Source organism: Sphingomonas sp. R647 (genome assembly GCF_020177055.1).
Lineage (GTDB): Bacteria > Pseudomonadota > Alphaproteobacteria > Sphingomonadales > Sphingomonadaceae > Sphingomonas.
The window spans coordinates 346,660-362,435 of the sequence record NZ_JAIQXT010000001.1 but is presented as its reverse complement, the minus strand read 5'-3'; the positions used below and the strand labels follow the sequence as shown (position 1 = coordinate 362,435).

General features: G+C 64.2%; 12 protein-coding genes and 1 tRNA gene. 3 read left to right on the top strand and 10 right to left on the bottom strand.

The genetic code is table 11. The features are described 5' to 3' along the window. Window positions 1-11 precede the first annotated feature (11 nt). The 5 genes from K9B35_RS01595 to lon all read right to left on the bottom strand — a co-directional run bounded on the left by K9B35_RS01595 (window position 12) and on the right by lon (window position 7,815). Entirely contained in the window at window positions 12-2,684 is a 2,673-nt protein-coding gene (locus K9B35_RS01595) for a TonB-dependent receptor domain-containing protein (protein ID WP_224920053.1), read from the bottom strand. 106 nt (window positions 2,685-2,790) lie between these two features. Next, window positions 2,791-4,389: a hypothetical protein gene (locus K9B35_RS01590; protein ID WP_224920052.1), complete on the bottom strand. Its 1,599-nt coding sequence runs from the start codon at window positions 4,387-4,389 to the stop codon at window positions 2,791-2,793. Between the two features lie 406 nt (window positions 4,390-4,795). Continuing rightward, a tRNA-Val gene (locus K9B35_RS01585) sits at window positions 4,796-4,870 on the bottom strand. Between the two features lie 123 nt (window positions 4,871-4,993). Next, window positions 4,994-5,266, bottom strand: coding sequence for an HU family DNA-binding protein (locus K9B35_RS01580; RefSeq protein WP_066656000.1), 273 nt, complete (start codon window positions 5,264-5,266; stop codon window positions 4,994-4,996). A gap of 161 nt (window positions 5,267-5,427) precedes the next feature. Continuing rightward, window positions 5,428-7,815 carry an endopeptidase La gene (gene lon / locus K9B35_RS01575; RefSeq protein ID WP_224920051.1) on the bottom strand — a complete coding sequence of 796 codons (2,388 nt, stop codon included), beginning with the start codon at window positions 7,813-7,815 and terminating at the stop codon, window positions 5,428-5,430. 115 nt (window positions 7,816-7,930) lie between these two features. On the opposite strand from lon, the gene K9B35_RS01570 reads away from it, so the two are divergent. Continuing rightward, window positions 7,931-9,565: a M1 family metallopeptidase gene (locus K9B35_RS01570; protein WP_224920050.1), complete on the top strand. Its 1,635-nt coding sequence runs from the start codon at window positions 7,931-7,933 to the stop codon at window positions 9,563-9,565. Between the two features lie 3 nt (window positions 9,566-9,568). Here K9B35_RS01570 and K9B35_RS01565 read toward each other — a convergent pair whose 3' ends face one another. Both K9B35_RS01565 and K9B35_RS01560 read right to left on the bottom strand, forming a co-directional pair. Next, a complete protein-coding gene (locus K9B35_RS01565) occupies window positions 9,569-10,420 on the bottom strand; it encodes a diguanylate cyclase (protein WP_224920049.1) in 852 nt (283 codons plus the stop codon). A 103-nt stretch (window positions 10,421-10,523) separates the two neighbouring features. Further along, window positions 10,524-11,330 carry a family 16 glycosylhydrolase gene (locus tag K9B35_RS01560; RefSeq protein WP_224920048.1) on the bottom strand — a complete coding sequence of 269 codons (807 nt, stop codon included), beginning with the start codon at window positions 11,328-11,330 and terminating at the stop codon, window positions 10,524-10,526. Window positions 11,331-11,424: 94 nt separating this feature from the next. Between K9B35_RS01560 and K9B35_RS01555 the strand changes: the two genes are divergently transcribed. Next, on the top strand, window positions 11,425-11,940 hold the full coding sequence (locus tag K9B35_RS01555; protein ID WP_224920047.1) for a hypothetical protein: 516 nt from the start codon (window positions 11,425-11,427) through the stop codon (window positions 11,938-11,940). Between the two features lie 56 nt (window positions 11,941-11,996). Here K9B35_RS01555 and clpX read toward each other — a convergent pair whose 3' ends face one another. Both clpX and K9B35_RS01545 read right to left on the bottom strand, forming a co-directional pair. Further along, on the bottom strand, window positions 11,997-13,265 hold the full coding sequence (gene clpX / locus K9B35_RS01550; RefSeq protein WP_224920046.1) for an ATP-dependent Clp protease ATP-binding subunit ClpX: 1,269 nt from the start codon (window positions 13,263-13,265) through the stop codon (window positions 11,997-11,999). Between the two features lie 109 nt (window positions 13,266-13,374). Continuing rightward, on the bottom strand, window positions 13,375-14,046 hold the full coding sequence (locus K9B35_RS01545; protein ID WP_224920045.1) for an ATP-dependent Clp protease proteolytic subunit: 672 nt from the start codon (window positions 14,044-14,046) through the stop codon (window positions 13,375-13,377). A gap of 188 nt (window positions 14,047-14,234) precedes the next feature. On the opposite strand from K9B35_RS01545, the gene K9B35_RS01540 reads away from it, so the two are divergent. After that, complete coding sequence (locus K9B35_RS01540; protein WP_224920044.1) at window positions 14,235-14,762, top strand: hypothetical protein; 528 nt, start codon at window positions 14,235-14,237, stop codon at window positions 14,760-14,762. Between the two features lie 4 nt (window positions 14,763-14,766). Here K9B35_RS01540 and K9B35_RS01535 read toward each other — a convergent pair whose 3' ends face one another. Further along, complete coding sequence (locus K9B35_RS01535; protein ID WP_224920043.1) at window positions 14,767-15,696, bottom strand: glycosyltransferase family 2 protein; 930 nt, start codon at window positions 15,694-15,696, stop codon at window positions 14,767-14,769. Window positions 15,697-15,776 lie beyond the last annotated feature (80 nt).

The following is a 15,776-nucleotide window of genomic DNA, read 5'->3' as shown; positions in this document are numbered from 1 at the left end:
TACCCTGGTGATCAGAACTTCGCGCTGAGGCTCAGCGAGAATTTCCGGCCGACATCATAGGTGTTGGTGTCGACGCGGACATCGTTCGGGAACGTCTGATATTCCTGATAGCGCGTCTTGGTCAGGTTGCGCGCCTGGAATTTCAGCTCGAAGTCCGCGCCCGCCAGCTCAAAGCCCTGACGCGCGACGAGGTCGATGGTCAGGCCGGGCTTTTCGATGATGTCGGGCAAGCGAACGCCCTCGACCACGGGTCCGCGGTTGGTGACGCGCTCGCTGGCATAGTTGAACAGCACCGTCAGCTGCGACAGCGACGCGGTGTCCTCAAACCCGATCTGGAAGTTCACCAGATGGTCCGACTGGCCGACCAGCGGCGCGCCATCGTCGAACAGCAACGACGACTGGACCGCCGGAGCACCGAGGATTGGGCTCGGCACCAGCTGGTTGCCCGAGTCGATTTCAGACTTGGTGTAGGTGTAGTTGCCGATCAGCACGAGCCGCTTGGTGGCAAAGAAGCCGCCGCCCAGCGTGTCGAGCGCGATATGCTTCTGCGCCTCGATCTCCGCGCCGTACAGCTTGGCGCTCGGTGCGTTCGAGAAGCCGGTCTGGAGCGAGGTCGAGCCGCCGGCGACGAATGCCACCGCTTCGATCGGATTGTCGATCTTCTTGAAGAAGCCCGCCAGCGTGATCCGCTGGTCACGCGCGAAGAACCATTCGTACCGAGCTTCGGCGTTATATAGCTGCGAGTCGATCAGCAGCGGGTTGCCGATGAACTGGCGGCTGCTCTCGAAATCCTGGTACAACTGCGGTGCGAGCTCGCGGAACTGCGGGCGGGCGATCGTCTTCGACCCATGGACGCGCAGCTGCATGTCGGGCGCGAAGTTCCAGGTGACGGTGGCTGCGGGCAGCCAATAGTCGTTATCGAGGGTGGTCCCAGCGACGGCGCCGGTCGGCAGCACCAGCTGCTTGGCGGTTTCGTAGCGCACGCCAGCTGAGAGGCGGAGACCGTCCATCAGCTCGGCCTCACCCTGCACATATCCGGCATGGACCTTGAGCGAGGCGTCATAGGCCGCAGCGCCGGTGCCGGTCGATTCGTTGCGCAGCGTGATGCCGTAGATCTGGAGGTTATAGTCCGACAGCAGGTAGTCAGGCCGCTGCTGCGCCACCGTCTGGTTCACCGGGCCGTTGTTCGGGCCGACGAAGCGGAAGAAATAGCGGTAGGACTGGCGGGCGGTGTCCGAATAGGCATAGCCGGCCGAAAGCGTGATCGGCCGCGCGCTATCGAACTCATAGGCGATGTCGGCAGCGCCGGTCCAAAGATCCTCATTCAGATCGCTGAACGCGATCGTCGCCGAGCTGGGTGAGCTGAGTGCGTTGGTATAGTCGTCGACGACCGGATCCCAGACGTAGCGGAACGCGCGCTCGTAGGGGGCCTTGCGCTTGGTATTGGCATAGGCGCCGCGCAGATCGACATCGACTGCGCCGAAATCGAGCTCGGCAACGACCTGGCTGGTGAACAGCTGACGCTCGAACCAGTTGGTGTTCTGGGTCGCGAACGACGGCACGCCGAACTGGCCGGGGATGCCGAAATTCTCTTCGTCGCCAAGGCCGATGATCGCCTGCTTCAACGTGTCATGGATGTACACGTTGGTGAAACGCAGCAGATGCTCGCCGGTCTCGACGCCGATACCCAGCAGGCCGTTGGCGATGATGCGGTTGTCGGTCGTGATCTGGTTGAAGTCGCTGGCGAGGCCGCCATCGGCGCCGATCGCGACCTGCTGCTTCTGCGCGCGGGTCTGCCAGCTGTTCGACAGGCCGCCCGAGCCGATCAGGCCGATACGGACATCGCCTGCATCGATGGTCTTGGCAAAGCTGGTGCCGACCGACCAGTTGGCCGGGATGTGATTGTTTTCAAACACGACGGTGGTCGGCGCGTTCGACAGCTGCATCAGCTGAGCCGCATCGGTGACCGAAGTGCCGTTGGCGCCGGCCGCGACGATGAAGGCAGGAACGCTGCGCTCGCCATCGTCATAGCCGAACACGTCATGGCTGCCGCCATCATAGGTGTAGCCGAGCTCGCTGGTGGTCGCGGTGTCGAACCCGATCGACCCTTCGATCTCGAAAAAGCCGTCGCGCGGCGCAGCGCGGGTGGTGATGTTGATCGCACCGCCGCCGAACTCGCCGGGATAGTTGGCCGAATAGCTTTTCTGGACGAGCGCCGAACCGACGATGTTCGTCGGGAACAGGTCGAGCGGCACCACGCGGCGCAGCGGTTCCGGGCTGGGCAGCGGCAGGCCGTTGAGCAGCGATGAGGAATAGCGATCGCCAAGGCCGCGCACAAAGACGAAACCGTTACCGACGACGCTGAGGCCGGTGACGCGCGTCAGGGCGCCGGCGATGTCGCCTTCGCCCGAGCGCGCGATATCCGCGCTCGACAGTACCGACACGACCTGCGGGGTCGCCTTGATGACGTTGGGGATGTTGCGGCCGATGACCACGATTTCATCGCTGGTGTCGCCAGCGCCTGGAGCGGAGATTTCGACCTCTTCCTCGTCGGTCTGCGGGGCTCCGGCCTCCTGCGGCGCGGCCTCTGCGGTCGCATCCTGCGCAGCTTGCGCAAGTGCATGCGGTGCGACGAGTTGCGAGGTCAGAAGCAGCAGACTTCCGAATGCGGTGCTCTTTTTCATCTGGTGACGTCCGTTTTCAGAGGCTGGCGTTTGCAGAGGTCCCGCCAAGGAAAACCGGAACCGGCGGCCCCTTTTCCGCCGGTTCCGGTAGTCGATCACGCTGCGATCAGCTGATCGGAACGGTGGTGCAGGCGCTGCCTGCCGCGCCGAAGTTCGCGCGGTTCGAGTTGCAGGTCCAACCCTGGTACCAGGTGTCGCTCGGCCCGCTGATCGCGCCGATATAGCTGGTGGCGACCAGGAAGGAGGTGCCCGACGGGTTGAGCGTCGACGCGTTGAACGCGGTCACGCCCGCAGCGCCGGTGCCGGGCAGGTAGCCCGAGGTCAGCGCGTTGGCCGCAGTGCCGTTCTTGACGTTGTTGGTGCCCGCATCGACCAGCGCTTCCTGCTCGGCATTGGTCACCGTCACGCTGTTCTGCGCGGTTTCGGTCGTCAGACCGCCGGTGCAAGCAAAATAGACCGAACGGAACACGGGGGGACCCTGCTCGTCGATCGCCGCGTTGGCGGCGCGGATCGTCGACTTGCCGCCATTGTCGGTGGTTCCGGCGACAACGTTGAGGCACGGACGGCTCGACACGAAGATGCCGTTGACGAAGGTAAAGTCCGCACCGCCGCGCAGACGCAGGCCGGCGTTGGTGCCCGTCGTGGTGGTGACGAACGTGAAGTTCGCGATGCGGCCAAACTGGCGCGGGGTCGCGTCTTCGTTGTTGTTCGAGTCGATTTCCATCGCATAGTTGTCGGACTGCGTGTTCGTCGGCTTCTGGATCGCGATCGCGAACTGAATGAAGCCCTTCCAACCCACATCCGTGTCGATGCTGTCATCATCGGCGCCGGTGACGACCCAGTAGCGGCCGTTGTGCGTGCCGCCGAAGATTTCGATGCCGTCATCCGAGCTGTTGTGGATCTGGATATACTCGAGGCGGGTTCCGGAACCGACGCCGCCGGTCGTGATACCCTGAAGCTCGTTGTTCGGGCTGATCACGGTGCCCGAATAGCGGACCTGAACATAACGCATCACGCCGGAATTGTCGCCCGGGGTCGCACCGCCGTACAGCGCGTTGCCGGTGCCTTCGACGACGTTCTCGCAGTTCACCGAACCGCCGGTCACGCCCGACAGGTTGCAGTTTGAGATCGGCGCGCGACCGGCAAGGATGATGCCGCCCCACAGGCCCTGCGATTCGTCGGTCACGCCACCGGTCAGGTTCTGCTGCGCGGTGAAGATGATCGGCTGGGTCGCGGTACCTTCTGCCGCGATGGTCGACCCGCGGTTGACGACCAGCAAGTCGTTGTCCGAGTTGGTCGTGTTCGCATAGACGATCACGCCCGGCTGAATGGTCAGGTTGCCGGCGGTGCCCGCAGTGCCCGCGCCACCGCGATCCACACCCACGTCGACGCGGCCGTTGATCTCATAGGCAACGCCCGGGAGCTTCTGCAGCGTCAGGCTGGTGATCAGCGCCGGCAGGCGGCAACCGCGGAAGCTGCCGACGACGCCGGCATCGGTGGTGCCGGTGGGGCAGCTTGCAGCCGGCGTGCCGGGCGCAGGCGTCGGCGACGGGGTCGGCGCAGGAGCCGGCGCAGGAGCCGGCGCGGGGACGACGATCACGCCTTCGCCGGGCGAGGCAACGCTGGATGCGCCGTCGCAAGCGGCGAGCGTGGCGCCCGCAACGCTGGTCATCAGGATGAGGCTGATACGCTTGAAGTCGGCCATGAATTTCTCCGTTCCGGTCGATCCCGGTTTGCAGGATGATGGGCGAGCGCCCTGGATCGACTCGGAACATGCCCCCTGCCGATCACGAGGCCGGCGCTAGGCTGCGTCCGTGACGGTGGGATGGGATTCGCAAGAAACTTCGGTGACTGTGCGATGACGCTTTTGTGACCCGCGTTACAAAAGTGTGACAAATGGGAGCGTCGGAGTAGATTAAGTGATTGATCAATACCGATAATATCCGCGCTCGCGAAGCGCAGGGTGCGGCGGTGACCATAGCTGGCTCGCACGAGGAGCATCCGAATGTTGCTGCGACGCAACAGCCCGGCCAGCGTGACTCGACCGATCAGGGACCACCCAGCGCCGAAACGCAAAAGGCCCGCCGGCAATGCCGACGGGCCTTTGGGGATGGTGGGCGCGGCTGGGATTGAACCAGCGACCCCTGCGGTGTGAACACAGTGCTCTACCACTGAGCTACGCGCCCGATACCGGATCGCCCCGAAAGGCTTTTCCAGCGGCTCCGACGGATCGGAACTCCCCGAAACGGTTCGGGGAGCGGAGCCTCTAAGGGGACGGAACCGGCTTGTCCAGCCCCGTCGCGCCCCTTTTAGTTGACTGCGTCCTTCAGGCCCTTGCCGGCCTTGAACTTCGGCTGCGACGACGCCTTGATGGTCATCGGCTCGCCGGTGCGCGGGTTACGGCCGGTCGAAGCCTTGCGCTTCGACACCGAGAAGGTGCCGAACCCGACGAGGCGGACTTCGTCGCCCTTCTTGAGCGCCGCGGTGACCGCGTCGAACACGGCCTCGACCGCCTTGCTGGCGTCCCCCTTGCCGAGGCCAGCGGTGTCAGCGACCGTGGCGATCAGTTCCTGTTTGTTCATGCCCTTTGAACCCCTGCTTTTCTTGGTAGGCGTATATTGGAAATCGCTCGGCGATAAAGCGCCGGTGGGACAGCAAAACGCGTCCGCGCCCCGCTGTAAAGCGGAAAGCGGTGCATTGACGGGCAAAGCGCGGAAAAAGTGACTTTATCCGCGCTCAACCATCAGTGGCGCAGCGGATCGGGCGTCGCTGCCGGCGGCAGCACTGCCAGATCCTCCGCCTCGGTCCATTCGATCGCGGTCAACGGCTCGGTCAGTGCGAGTTTGAGCACCTCATCGACATGCGCGACGGGAATGATCGTCAGACCCTCACGGATATTCGCAGGAATCTCCGCCAGATCCTTCTCATTCTCCGCCGGGATCAGCACTGTGGTGATCCCGCCACGCAGCGCAGCGAGCAGCTTTTCCTTGAGGCCACCGATCGGCAGCACGCGGCCGCGCAGGGTGACTTCACCCGTCATCGCCACATCCTTGCGCACCGGTACGCCGGTCAGGGTCGAGACGATCGAGGTGACCAAGCCGATGCCCGCCGACGGCCCATCCTTGGGTACAGCGCCTTCGGGCAGATGGACGTGGATGTCCTTGCGCGCGAAGATGCTCGGCTTGATGCCGTAGCTGGGGCTGCGTGCGCGGATGAAGCTGAACGCCGCCTCGACGCTCTCCTTCATCACGTCGCCGATCTTGCCGGTCGTCTTGATCGCGCCCTTGCCGGGGACGGTGACGCTTTCGATCGTCAGCAATTCGCCGCCGACTTCGGTCCAGGCCAGCCCGGTGACGGCGCCGATCTGATGCTCTTCCTCGCCGATGCCGAAGCGATACTTCCGCACGCCCGCGAACTCGTGGAGGTTCTCCGGCGTCACGATGACGCTCTCGACCTTGCCCTCGAGGATGCGGCGCAGCGCCTTGCGCGCGAGCTTGGCGATCTCACGCTCGAGCGTGCGGACGCCGGCCTCGCGGGTGTAATAGCGGATCAGGTCGCGCAGCCCGCCCTCGGTCAGTTCGAACTCGCCGTCCTTCAGGCCATGCGCGTCGATCTGCTTGGCGATCAGATGGCCCTTGGCAATCTCGACCTTCTCGTCCTCGGTGTACCCCTCGAGCCGGATGATCTCCATGCGGTCGAGCAACGGCTGGGGCAGGTTCAGCGAGTTGGCCGTGGTCACGAACATGATGTCCGACAGATCGACATCGATCTCGAGATAATGGTCGTTGAACTTGCTGTTCTGCTCAGGGTCGAGCACCTCGAGCAGCGCCGAGGCGGGATCGCCGCGGAAATCCTGACCCAGCTTGTCGATCTCATCGAGCAGGAACAGCGGGTTGCTGGTCCCAGCCTTTTTGAGGTTGGTCACGATCTTGCCCGGCAGCGAGCCGATATAGGTGCGCCGGTGGCCGCGAATCTCGGCCTCGTCGCGTACGCCGCCGAGCGACTGGCGAATGAACTCGCGCCCGGTCGCCTTGGCGATCGACTTGCCGAGCGAGGTCTTGCCGACGCCCGGAGGGCCGACAAGGCACAGGATCGGTCCCTTGAGCTTATTGGTGCGCGCCTGCACCGCAAGATACTCGATGATCCGGTCCTTGACCTTCTCAAGCCCATAGTGATCCGCGTCGAGCACCGCTTCGGCCTCGACCAGATCCTTCTTCAGCTTCGACTTCTTGCCCCAGGGCAGGCCCAGCAGCACGTCGAGATAGTTGCGCACGACGGTCGCTTCAGCGCTCATCGGCGCCATGGTCTTGAGCTTCTTGAGCTCAGCCTGCGCCTTGCCGCGTGCTTCCTTCGACAGCTTGAGCGTGGCGATCTTCTGGGTCAGCTCGGCGACCTCATCGCCCTCGCCTTCCTCGCCCTCATTGCCCAGCTCACGCTGGATCGCCTTGAGCTGCTCGTTGAGATAATATTCGCGCTGGGTCTTCTCCATCTGGCGCTTCACGCGCGAGCGGATCTTCTTCTCGACCTGCAGCACGCCCAGCTCGCCCTCCATGAAAGCGAACACCATTTCGAGGCGCTTCTGGGGATCGTCCTCGACCAGCAGGCTCTGCTTGTCGGCGACCTTGACCGCGATATTGCCAGCGACAGCGTCGGCAAGGCGCGAGGCTTCCTCGATCTCGCCCAGCTGGACGGCGGTTTCAGCCGGCAGCTTGCGGTTGAGCTTGGCGTAATTCTCAAACTGCTCGACCACCGAGCGCATCAGCGCCTGAACTTGGGTGCCCTCGGCCGGCTTCTGCTCGACCGGGGTCACGGTGGCGGTGAGGTAGCCGTCCTTCTCCGCCATCGTCTCGAGCTTGCCGCGCTCCTTGCCCGCGACCAGCACGCGCACGGTGCCGTCGGGCAGCTTGAGCAGCTGCATCACCTCGGCCGACACGCCGGTGTCGTACAGGTCGTCGCGGCCAGGGTCGTCATTGGCCGGATCAAGCTGGGCGACGAGGAAAATTTCCTTGTCGTCGGCCATCGCCGCCTCAAGGGCAGCGACCGACTTGTCGCGCCCGACGAACAGCGGCACGATCATATGCGGGAACACGACGATGTCGCGCAGCGGCAGGACTGGATAGGAAGACTTCATGAACACTCCGGTGCTGCCCACAGGGGACAGATTCGTCCAACTATATGGGGATCGCGCGCATCGCATCAATGCAGTGTTTGCCGCGGTTACGCTGATCGCCCTTCCCGCTTCCGCTATGGCCCAAAAGGGCGAGCCGCCGATCACCGCGCTGACCGAGCGATCCGGCGGCGAGATCGAGCCCGAGCGGGCGGCGTTGCGGTTGGAGCATGTCGACCTCGACCTGGAGGTGGATGCGGCACGCAAATATCTGGCGGGGACGGCGACACTAACGCTTAGCACCAGCGTGCGGCAGACGCGGCTGCTGATCGATCTCGACAAGAATTTCCATATCTCTGCGGTGGCGATCAACGGAAAGCCGCTTGCCAATGGTGCATGGCGCAATCCCGAGGGGCGTTTGACCATCGACCTTCCCGCGCCGGTTGCTGCGGGCGGCAGGATGGTCGCGCGCATCGCCTATGCCGGGCGGCCGCATGAGGCGGTCAATGCGCCGTGGGACGATGGCTTCGTCTGGTCGAGTTGGCAGGGCAAGCCGTGGGTGGCGACCACGGCACAGGGCTATGGCTGCGACCTGTTCTGGCCGTGCCTCGATTTCCCAGCTGGTGAAACTCCGTTGATGCGGATCGGGATCATCGCGCCCGAGGGGGTGTCCGCGATCTCCAACGGCGTGCTGCGCTCGATCGACCCGATGAAGGGGGGCGTGCGTCGCTGGAATTGGGAAGCGAAGACCATCAACCCCTATCTGGTTGCGATCAACATCGGGCCGTATCGCGAGATCAAGGGCGCGTACCCCAGCAAGTTCGGGAACAGCGTGCCACTGCACCTGTGGCACCTGACGGGCAAGGACAAGCAGGCCGCCGGGCTGTTCGCCGAATTCGCCCCGACGCTCGATTTCTACGAAGCGATGATCGGCCCGTTCCCGTTCGCGCACGAGAAACTGGGCGTGGTCGAAACGCCGCACCTGGGCATGGAGCACCAGACGGTCAACGCGTACGGCAACGACTATCGCAAGGATGCGACGGGCTTCGACTGGCTGTTGCACCACGAGCTGGCGCATGAATGGTTCGGCAACCAGATGACCGCGGCGGATTGGGACGATTTCTGGCTGCACGAGGGCTATGGCCAGTACATGCAGCCGCTCTACGGCCAGTGGCGCGAGGGCGAGGCGCGCTATGCCGCGATGATGGCGGAGCAGCGCAAGGGCATCCTCAACCGCCAGCCATTGGTGTCGGGCCGGTTGCGCACCTCGGACGAGGTCTATCAGCTCGAAAAGGGCGGACCGGGGACAGACATCTACTACAAGGGCGCGTGGGTGCTGCACACACTACGCTACCTGATCGGCGACGCGGCGTTTTTCGATGCGACGCGGCGGCTGGTCTATGGTCGGCCTGATCCCAAGCCCGGCAATTTCAAGCCGCGCTTTACGACGACGCCTGAGTTCGAGACGTTGATGAGCGCCGCTGCTGGGCGCGACCTCGGCTGGTTCTACCGCGTCTATCTGCGCTCGGCGGCTTTACCCGAACTGATCGAGACCCGTGACGGCGACCAGCTGACGCTGGAGTGGAAGGTGCCGGGAGCAGGCCCCTTCCCGCTCCCGGTCGAGGTTCAGATCGACGGGGTGGTCCAGCGGGTCGCGATGGACGCTGGACGCGCGACCATCGCGGTCCCGGCCAGCGCCCATGTCGTGATCGACCCGATGGCCCGCGTCCTGCGCAGCAGCACCGCGATCGAGGCGATGCAGGCGGCGCGATAGGGGCTATTCGACCAGCATATGTGCGTCGCCCACGCGCAGCTGGTTCCGGCCCGAGCGCTTCGCGGCGTAAAGCGCCGCATCGGCGCGCGCCATCGCCAGCGGGAGCGGTTCGCCCTCGATCGCGACGACGCCGCCCGAACAAGTTACTGCCGCGCCATCGGGGCGTTCGATCAGCCCGTTGCCGAGCCGGCGGGCGATGCGCTGAAGGATCGCCGCGGCCTCGCCCTCTTCGGTGGCTGGGAAGAACACCGCGAACTCCTCGCCACCCCAGCGCCCGACGCAATCCGCCTTGCGCACGCCGCGAGCAAGATAGGCGGCGAAATCCTGAAGGATCGCGTCACCCGCATCATGGCCGAACTGGTCATTGACCGATTTGAACTTGTCGAGGTCGAGCAGCGCGATTGCGCCCTCGCCCGCCGCCTCTGCCCGCGCAAGAAAGCCGCGTCGGTTGAGCAGGCCGGTCAACGGATCGCGATGCGCGGCGATGTCGAGCGCAGCCACCCGGACCTTGGTCGCCTCGCTCGCGCGGGTCACCCCGGCGAGGAGTTCAGTCAGCATGTCGCCATCGCTGACCGCTTCCAGCGCCTCGGCCTGTTCGCGTTCCAGCGACTGCACGGCATCCGTCGCCGTACGCACCGGGGCGAGCAGCCCGTCGATCCCGATCAGGGTGAAGATCGTCCCGATCAACGTCGCGCCCAACACTACGCCGAGGTCGGGCCAGTCGATCTTGCCGCTGGTGAATTGCCAGCCGGCAAAGGTCAGCAGCGGGATGTGCGTCCCGATGAAGCAAATGGTGAACATCCGCAGCCGCAGGCTGGAGGGGAACAGGAACCGCGTCGCATTGTAAAACCGCAAGATTTCCTCCTGACACCCGCCCCGGGAGCAAGAGGAAAGCGTTAGGCCGGGTTAAGCAGTTGAAAACGAATGTGGTTAAAGCTGTGGATGACGCGGGTTTCGCTCATTTGCGCTGATAGACGCGGACATGGTCGATCTCGAACCGGGTCGGAAAGATCGCGTCGTCAACCTCGCCACCCATCGCTCCGCCAATCGCCAGGTTGAGCAGCAGATATTGCGGCTGATCGAACGGCCATTGCGCAGCGCCGGTCCCGGTATTGCGGTAGCGATGATAGGCTTTGCCATCGACCGCGAAGCTGATCGCATCGGGCGTCCAGACGATCTGATAATCGTGAAATGCGGTGCAGGCGTCCTCGACCCGGATCTTGCCGCCATTGCCATAGGTGCCGGCGGTCGAACGGGTGTGGATCGTTCCGAACACGTCGCCCGGCAACTTGCCGACATGCTCCATGATGTCGATCTCACCCCCATCCGGCCAGTTGGCGGTGGCGCCCAGCATCCAGATCGCGGGCCAGCTACCCTTGCCGCATGGCAGCTTCGCGCGCACCTCGATCATTCCATAGGTCCATTCCGCCTTGCCCTTGGTGATCAGGCGCGCGGATGTGTAGCGCTGTCCGCCATGATCCGGGCGATCGGTGAGAGACTCGCGGCGCGCGGTGATGATGAGGCGGCCATTCTCCACCCGCGCATTCTCCGCCCGATCCGCAGCGTAATATTGCAGTTCGTTATTGTACCAGCCAGCCTTGTTGGCGTGAGTGTCCCAGCTCCACTTTGTCGCATCCGGCAACCCGTCGCGGTCGAATTCGTCGGCCCAGACAAGCTGATAGCGGGGCGCGTCAGGCTCGGCCTGTCCCGAAAGCGCGACCAGCGCGGCCATCAGAAATGCGGTTCGGAACGGATGAAAGGACATTAGCTGCTCCCCGGTCATTGGTTCTATATTGATCCTGTAGATGTAATGATGAATGATGCAATCTCAGGATCGAGAGGGGGAGCGGATGAGGACCATGATCGCACTATTGCTGCTCAGTGCAGCGACGCCCGTGATGGCGGGGCAATCCGCCAAGGAGCCTGTGGTGCTCAATCAGCCAAGCGCCAACTGGACCGTGTACGGGCCGGGACAGACGCATAAGGGGCGCAAGGATGCGGCCGTGCAGGGTGGCGGCGCGATCCGGGTGACCATCCCGGCCAAGCCGACCAACGCATGGGACATCGGCGCCTCGTCGCCGATCAAGGGCGCAATCGCCAAGGGCGACCGGCTTGTCCTCGCATTCTGGGCGCGGCTTGCGGATGGCGGCGTGGAGGGACGGACGACGATCGCCGGAACGATCCAGCAGGCGTCGGCGCCCTATGGCGCGATCGTCAGTGGGTCGGTGGAACTCACCGCCGAATGGAAGCTGGTGCATATCGAAGGCGTTGCCGCGGGCGACTATCCGGCGGGGGCGGCCAATGTCGCGCTGACGCTGGGCGGTGCCGCGCACACCATCGACCTTGGCCCGGTGTTCGTCCTCAAGAGCAGCTGAACGAAAACGGGCGCCGGTTGCCCGGCGCCCGCTTCATTCGCTTGCAGGGACGCCGATCAGGCGGCGCCGCCCGCCTTCTTCTTCTCAGCGGCATAGACGCGCACCGGATCCTTCGATCCGGCAACCACGTCCTTGTCGATCATCACTTCGTCGACCCCGTCCATGCCGGGCAGGTCGAACATCGTGTCGAGTAAAATGCCCTCAAGGATCGAGCGGAGGCCGCGTGCGCCGGTCTTGCGCTCGATCGCCTTTTTGGAGACCGAAACCAGCGCGTCGTCGGTGAAGGAGAGCTTCACATTCTCCATCTCGAACAGCTTCTGATACTGTTTCACCAACGCGTTCTTCGGCTCGGTCAGGATCTTGATCAGCGCATCGACGTCCAGATCCTCGAGCGTCGCAACCACCGGAAGGCGGCCGACGAATTCGGGGATCAGGCCGAACTTGAGCAGATCCTCTGGCTCGGTCTGGCGCAGCGTCTCACCGGTGCGGCGTTCCTCCGGCGCGGCGACATAGGCGCCGAAGCCGATCGACTTGCCCTGAAGGCGGTCACCGATGATCTTCTCAAGCCCGCTGAACGCGCCGCCGCAAATGAACAGGATGTTGGTCGTGTCGACCTGAAGGAATTCCTGCTGCGGATGCTTGCGGCCGCCCTGCGGAGGGACCGACGCGGTGGTGCCTTCCATCAGCTTGAGCAGCGCCTGCTGAACGCCCTCACCCGACACGTCGCGCGTGATCGACGGGTTTTCGGCCTTGCGGCTGATCTTGTCGATTTCGTCGATATAGACGATGCCGCGCTGCGCCCGCTCGACATTATAGTCGGATGCCTGGAGCAGCTTGAGGATGATGTTCTCGACATCCTCGCCGACATAGCCGGCTTCGGTCAGCGTCGTCGCATCCGCCATCGTGAACGGCACGTCGAGGATGCGTGCGAGCGTCTGGGCAAGCAGCGTCTTGCCGCAGCCGGTCGGGCCGACGAGCAGGATGTTCGACTTGCTCAGCTCGACATCGGCACCCTTGGCACCGTGGTTGAGCCGCTTGTAGTGGTTGTGCACCGCCACCGACAGGACGCGCTTCGCCCGCTTCTGGCCGATGACATAATCGTCCAGCACGTCGCAGATTTCCTGCGGGGTCGGGACGCCACCGTCCTTCTTGCTGACCAGTGCGGACTTGGTCTCTTCACGAATGATATCGTTGCAGAGCTCAACGCACTCGTCGCAGATGAACACGGTGGGGCCAGCGATCAGCTTGCGCACTTCGTGCTGCGACTTGCCGCAGAACGAGCAGTAGAGCGTGCTTTTCGAATCGCCGCCGCTTAGCTTCGTCATTCAGTCTTCCTTTGCGTGCCGGGCCGATTACGCAGCCCGGCATCCTACACCCGGGACAGTTCCCGGCAATCCAATTTCGCCTGTTACCCCGACAAGGGTGAGCGTCAGATTAAGACGCCGCGCCGTCGGTGTCAGCCGGTTGCGGGCGCTTTTCGTACACTTCATCGACCAGGCCGAACGCCTTGGCCTCATCGGCCTCGAGGAAGGTGTCGCGATCCATCGCCGATTCGATCCGCTCCAGCGGCTGGCCGGTGTACTTGACGTACAGCCCGTTCATCCGATCCTTGATGCGCTGGATTTCCTTGGCCTGGATCTGGATGTCCGATGCCATGCCCTGCGCCCCGCCCGAGGGCTGATGGATCATGATGCGTGCATTGGTCAGCGCCACGCGCAGCCCCGGTTCACCCGCTGCGAGCAGGAAGCTGCCCATCGACGCGGCCTGACCGATGCACACCGTGCCGACGCGCGGACGGATATACTGCATGGTATCGTGGATCGCCATGCCGGCGGTCACCACGCCACCTGGCGAGTTGATGTACATCCAAATGTCCTTCTTCGGGTTCTCGGACTCGAGGAAGAGCAGCTGGGCGGTGATCAGCGAGGCCATATGGTCCTCAACCCCGCCGGTGATGAAGATGATCCGCTCGCGCAGCAGGCGCGAGAAGATGTCGAAGCTGCGCTCGCCACGGCTCGACTGTTCGATGACAATCGGCACCAGCGCATTGGTGATGGGGTCGCGCGTAAAACCGTCGGGGGTCAGGTTACCGGCAAGGGGGTGCATGTGGGATGTTCTCGTCAAATCTGTTTTTGCCCAGCGACTACATCGGCGCTCGCATCGCGCGGCGCAAGGGGGGAAGAGGGTGAACGGGGGCGCGTGCGGCCGCAGCAACCATTTCTGAACCCTTCTCTGTCACGGTCGATCCGAACCGGGAGTCGAAAGGGGCGCCGATGCGCCAGGATATGCGCACCATGATCGTTTTTGCCCTGCTCTACGCGGCGTTCGCTGCCGTGGGGCTCGGGCCGCTGTTCGGCGCGGGTGGGTTCAACGATGCGACCTTTGGGATCGCGCTGGTCATTGCCATCGCGCTGTTCCCGTTTACCGCCATCGTCCTGACGATGTTCTCCCACATCTTCCTCCGCGCGCCCCGCGAGCGTGTCGCAGCCCCTGAGGCAGCGCGGCGCGCGGCTGAGCCCGCGCCCGAGCGCGATCATTTCGACTTTGCCTTTGCCGCATGGAACGGCATCGAGTCGGCCGAGGCGGTTGCCCGGCTGTCGCGTCGGCTGCATGCGCTCGACATCGCGCACCAGTTCACAGATGGTCAGATCAGCGTCGCCGAGGGGGATGTCCGTTGGAAGGTCGCTCCGGTGGTCGGCGCGCTGCGGATCGCTGGCTGGGTCGAAGCGCCCGATCGCGAAACGCGCGCGATGATCGAGGCGGCGGTCGAAGAATTCCTGATCGACGAACTGGGCATCGCGCTCGAGAAGCTGGCAGCCTGACGCTCTAGAGGTTCGCCGGGGATGGCTGCGCCAGATAGGCCAGCCGGCGCATTTCCCGCCGGCCACGCACCACGGTATCGAGGATCAACCCGGCAAAGCTGCTGAGGGCCGCCAGAATCACTAGGCCGGTCGCAAGGATGGCGGTCGGGAAGCGCGGGACCAGCCCGGTTTCCATATAGGTCATCACCAGCGGCACGGCGAGCAGCACCGCCAGCGCCGACAGCGCCAGCGCGACGATGCCAAAGAACAGGATCGGCTTTTCGATCCGGTACAGCGTCAGAATCGTCCGCGCGATCCGCGCGCCGTCGCGATAGGTGGACAGCTTCGACGCCGAGCCCTCGGGCCGCGCGAGATAGCGGGTCTCCACCTCCCCCACCGGCATCTTGAGTTCGAGCGCATGAACGCTGATTTCGGTCTCGATCTCGAACCCGGCGGACAGCACCGGGAAGCTCTTCACGAACCGCCGCGAAAACACCCGATAGCCCGAGAAGATGTCGGTAAAGCTGCGCCCGAACAGCCGCGCGAGCAGCCCGGTCATCGCGCGATTGCCGAGCACATGGCCGCGGCGATAGGCGTCGGCGGCTTCGTGGATGCGGGTGCCAACGACCATGTCGAGCCCCTCGCCCAGCATCTTCGCGATCATCGCCGGCGCGGCGGTCGCGTCATAGGTCGCGTCGCCATCGGCCATCACATAGATGTCGGCATCCACATCGGCGAACATGCGGCGGACGACATTGCCCTTGCCCTGCATCCGCTCCGTGCGGACGATCGCCCCTGCAGCGCGCGCGACTTCGACCGTCCGGTCGGCGCTGTTGTTGTCGTAGACGTAGATCGCAGCGTCGGGGAGCGCCGCGCGGAAACCCGCGACCGTCTGCGCGATCGCGGCTTCCTCGTTATAGCAGGGCAGGATTACTGCGATGCGCGGCTCGGTCACGCCATTCCCCACTACGTCACCCCGGACTTGTTCCGGGGTCCACCGGGAGGCTGAGCGTAACGCGAGAGCCTCTAGCGCTC

Coding starts and splice junctions, on each gene's coding strand:
- K9B35_RS01540 (WP_224920044.1), top strand. CDS start 14,235: ATGATCGTTTTTGCCCTGCTCTACGCGGCGTTCGCTGCCGTGGGGCTC.
- K9B35_RS01595 (WP_224920053.1), bottom strand. CDS start 2,684: ATGAAAAAGAGCACCGCATTCGGAAGTCTGCTGCTTCTGACCTCGCAA.
- K9B35_RS01590 (WP_224920052.1), bottom strand. CDS start 4,389: ATGGCCGACTTCAAGCGTATCAGCCTCATCCTGATGACCAGCGTTGCG.
- K9B35_RS01555 (WP_224920047.1), top strand. CDS start 11,425: ATGATCGCACTATTGCTGCTCAGTGCAGCGACGCCCGTGATGGCGGGG.
- K9B35_RS01560 (WP_224920048.1), bottom strand. CDS start 11,330: ATGTCCTTTCATCCGTTCCGAACCGCATTTCTGATGGCCGCGCTGGTC.
- K9B35_RS01580 (WP_066656000.1), bottom strand. CDS start 5,266: ATGAACAAACAGGAACTGATCGCCACGGTCGCTGACACCGCTGGCCTC.
- clpX (WP_224920046.1), bottom strand. CDS start 13,265: ATGACGAAGCTAAGCGGCGGCGATTCGAAAAGCACGCTCTACTGCTCG.
- K9B35_RS01545 (WP_224920045.1), bottom strand. CDS start 14,046: ATGCACCCCCTTGCCGGTAACCTGACCCCCGACGGTTTTACGCGCGAC.
- K9B35_RS01570 (WP_224920050.1), top strand. CDS start 7,931: ATGGCCCAAAAGGGCGAGCCGCCGATCACCGCGCTGACCGAGCGATCC.
- lon (WP_224920051.1), bottom strand. CDS start 7,815: ATGAAGTCTTCCTATCCAGTCCTGCCGCTGCGCGACATCGTCGTGTTC.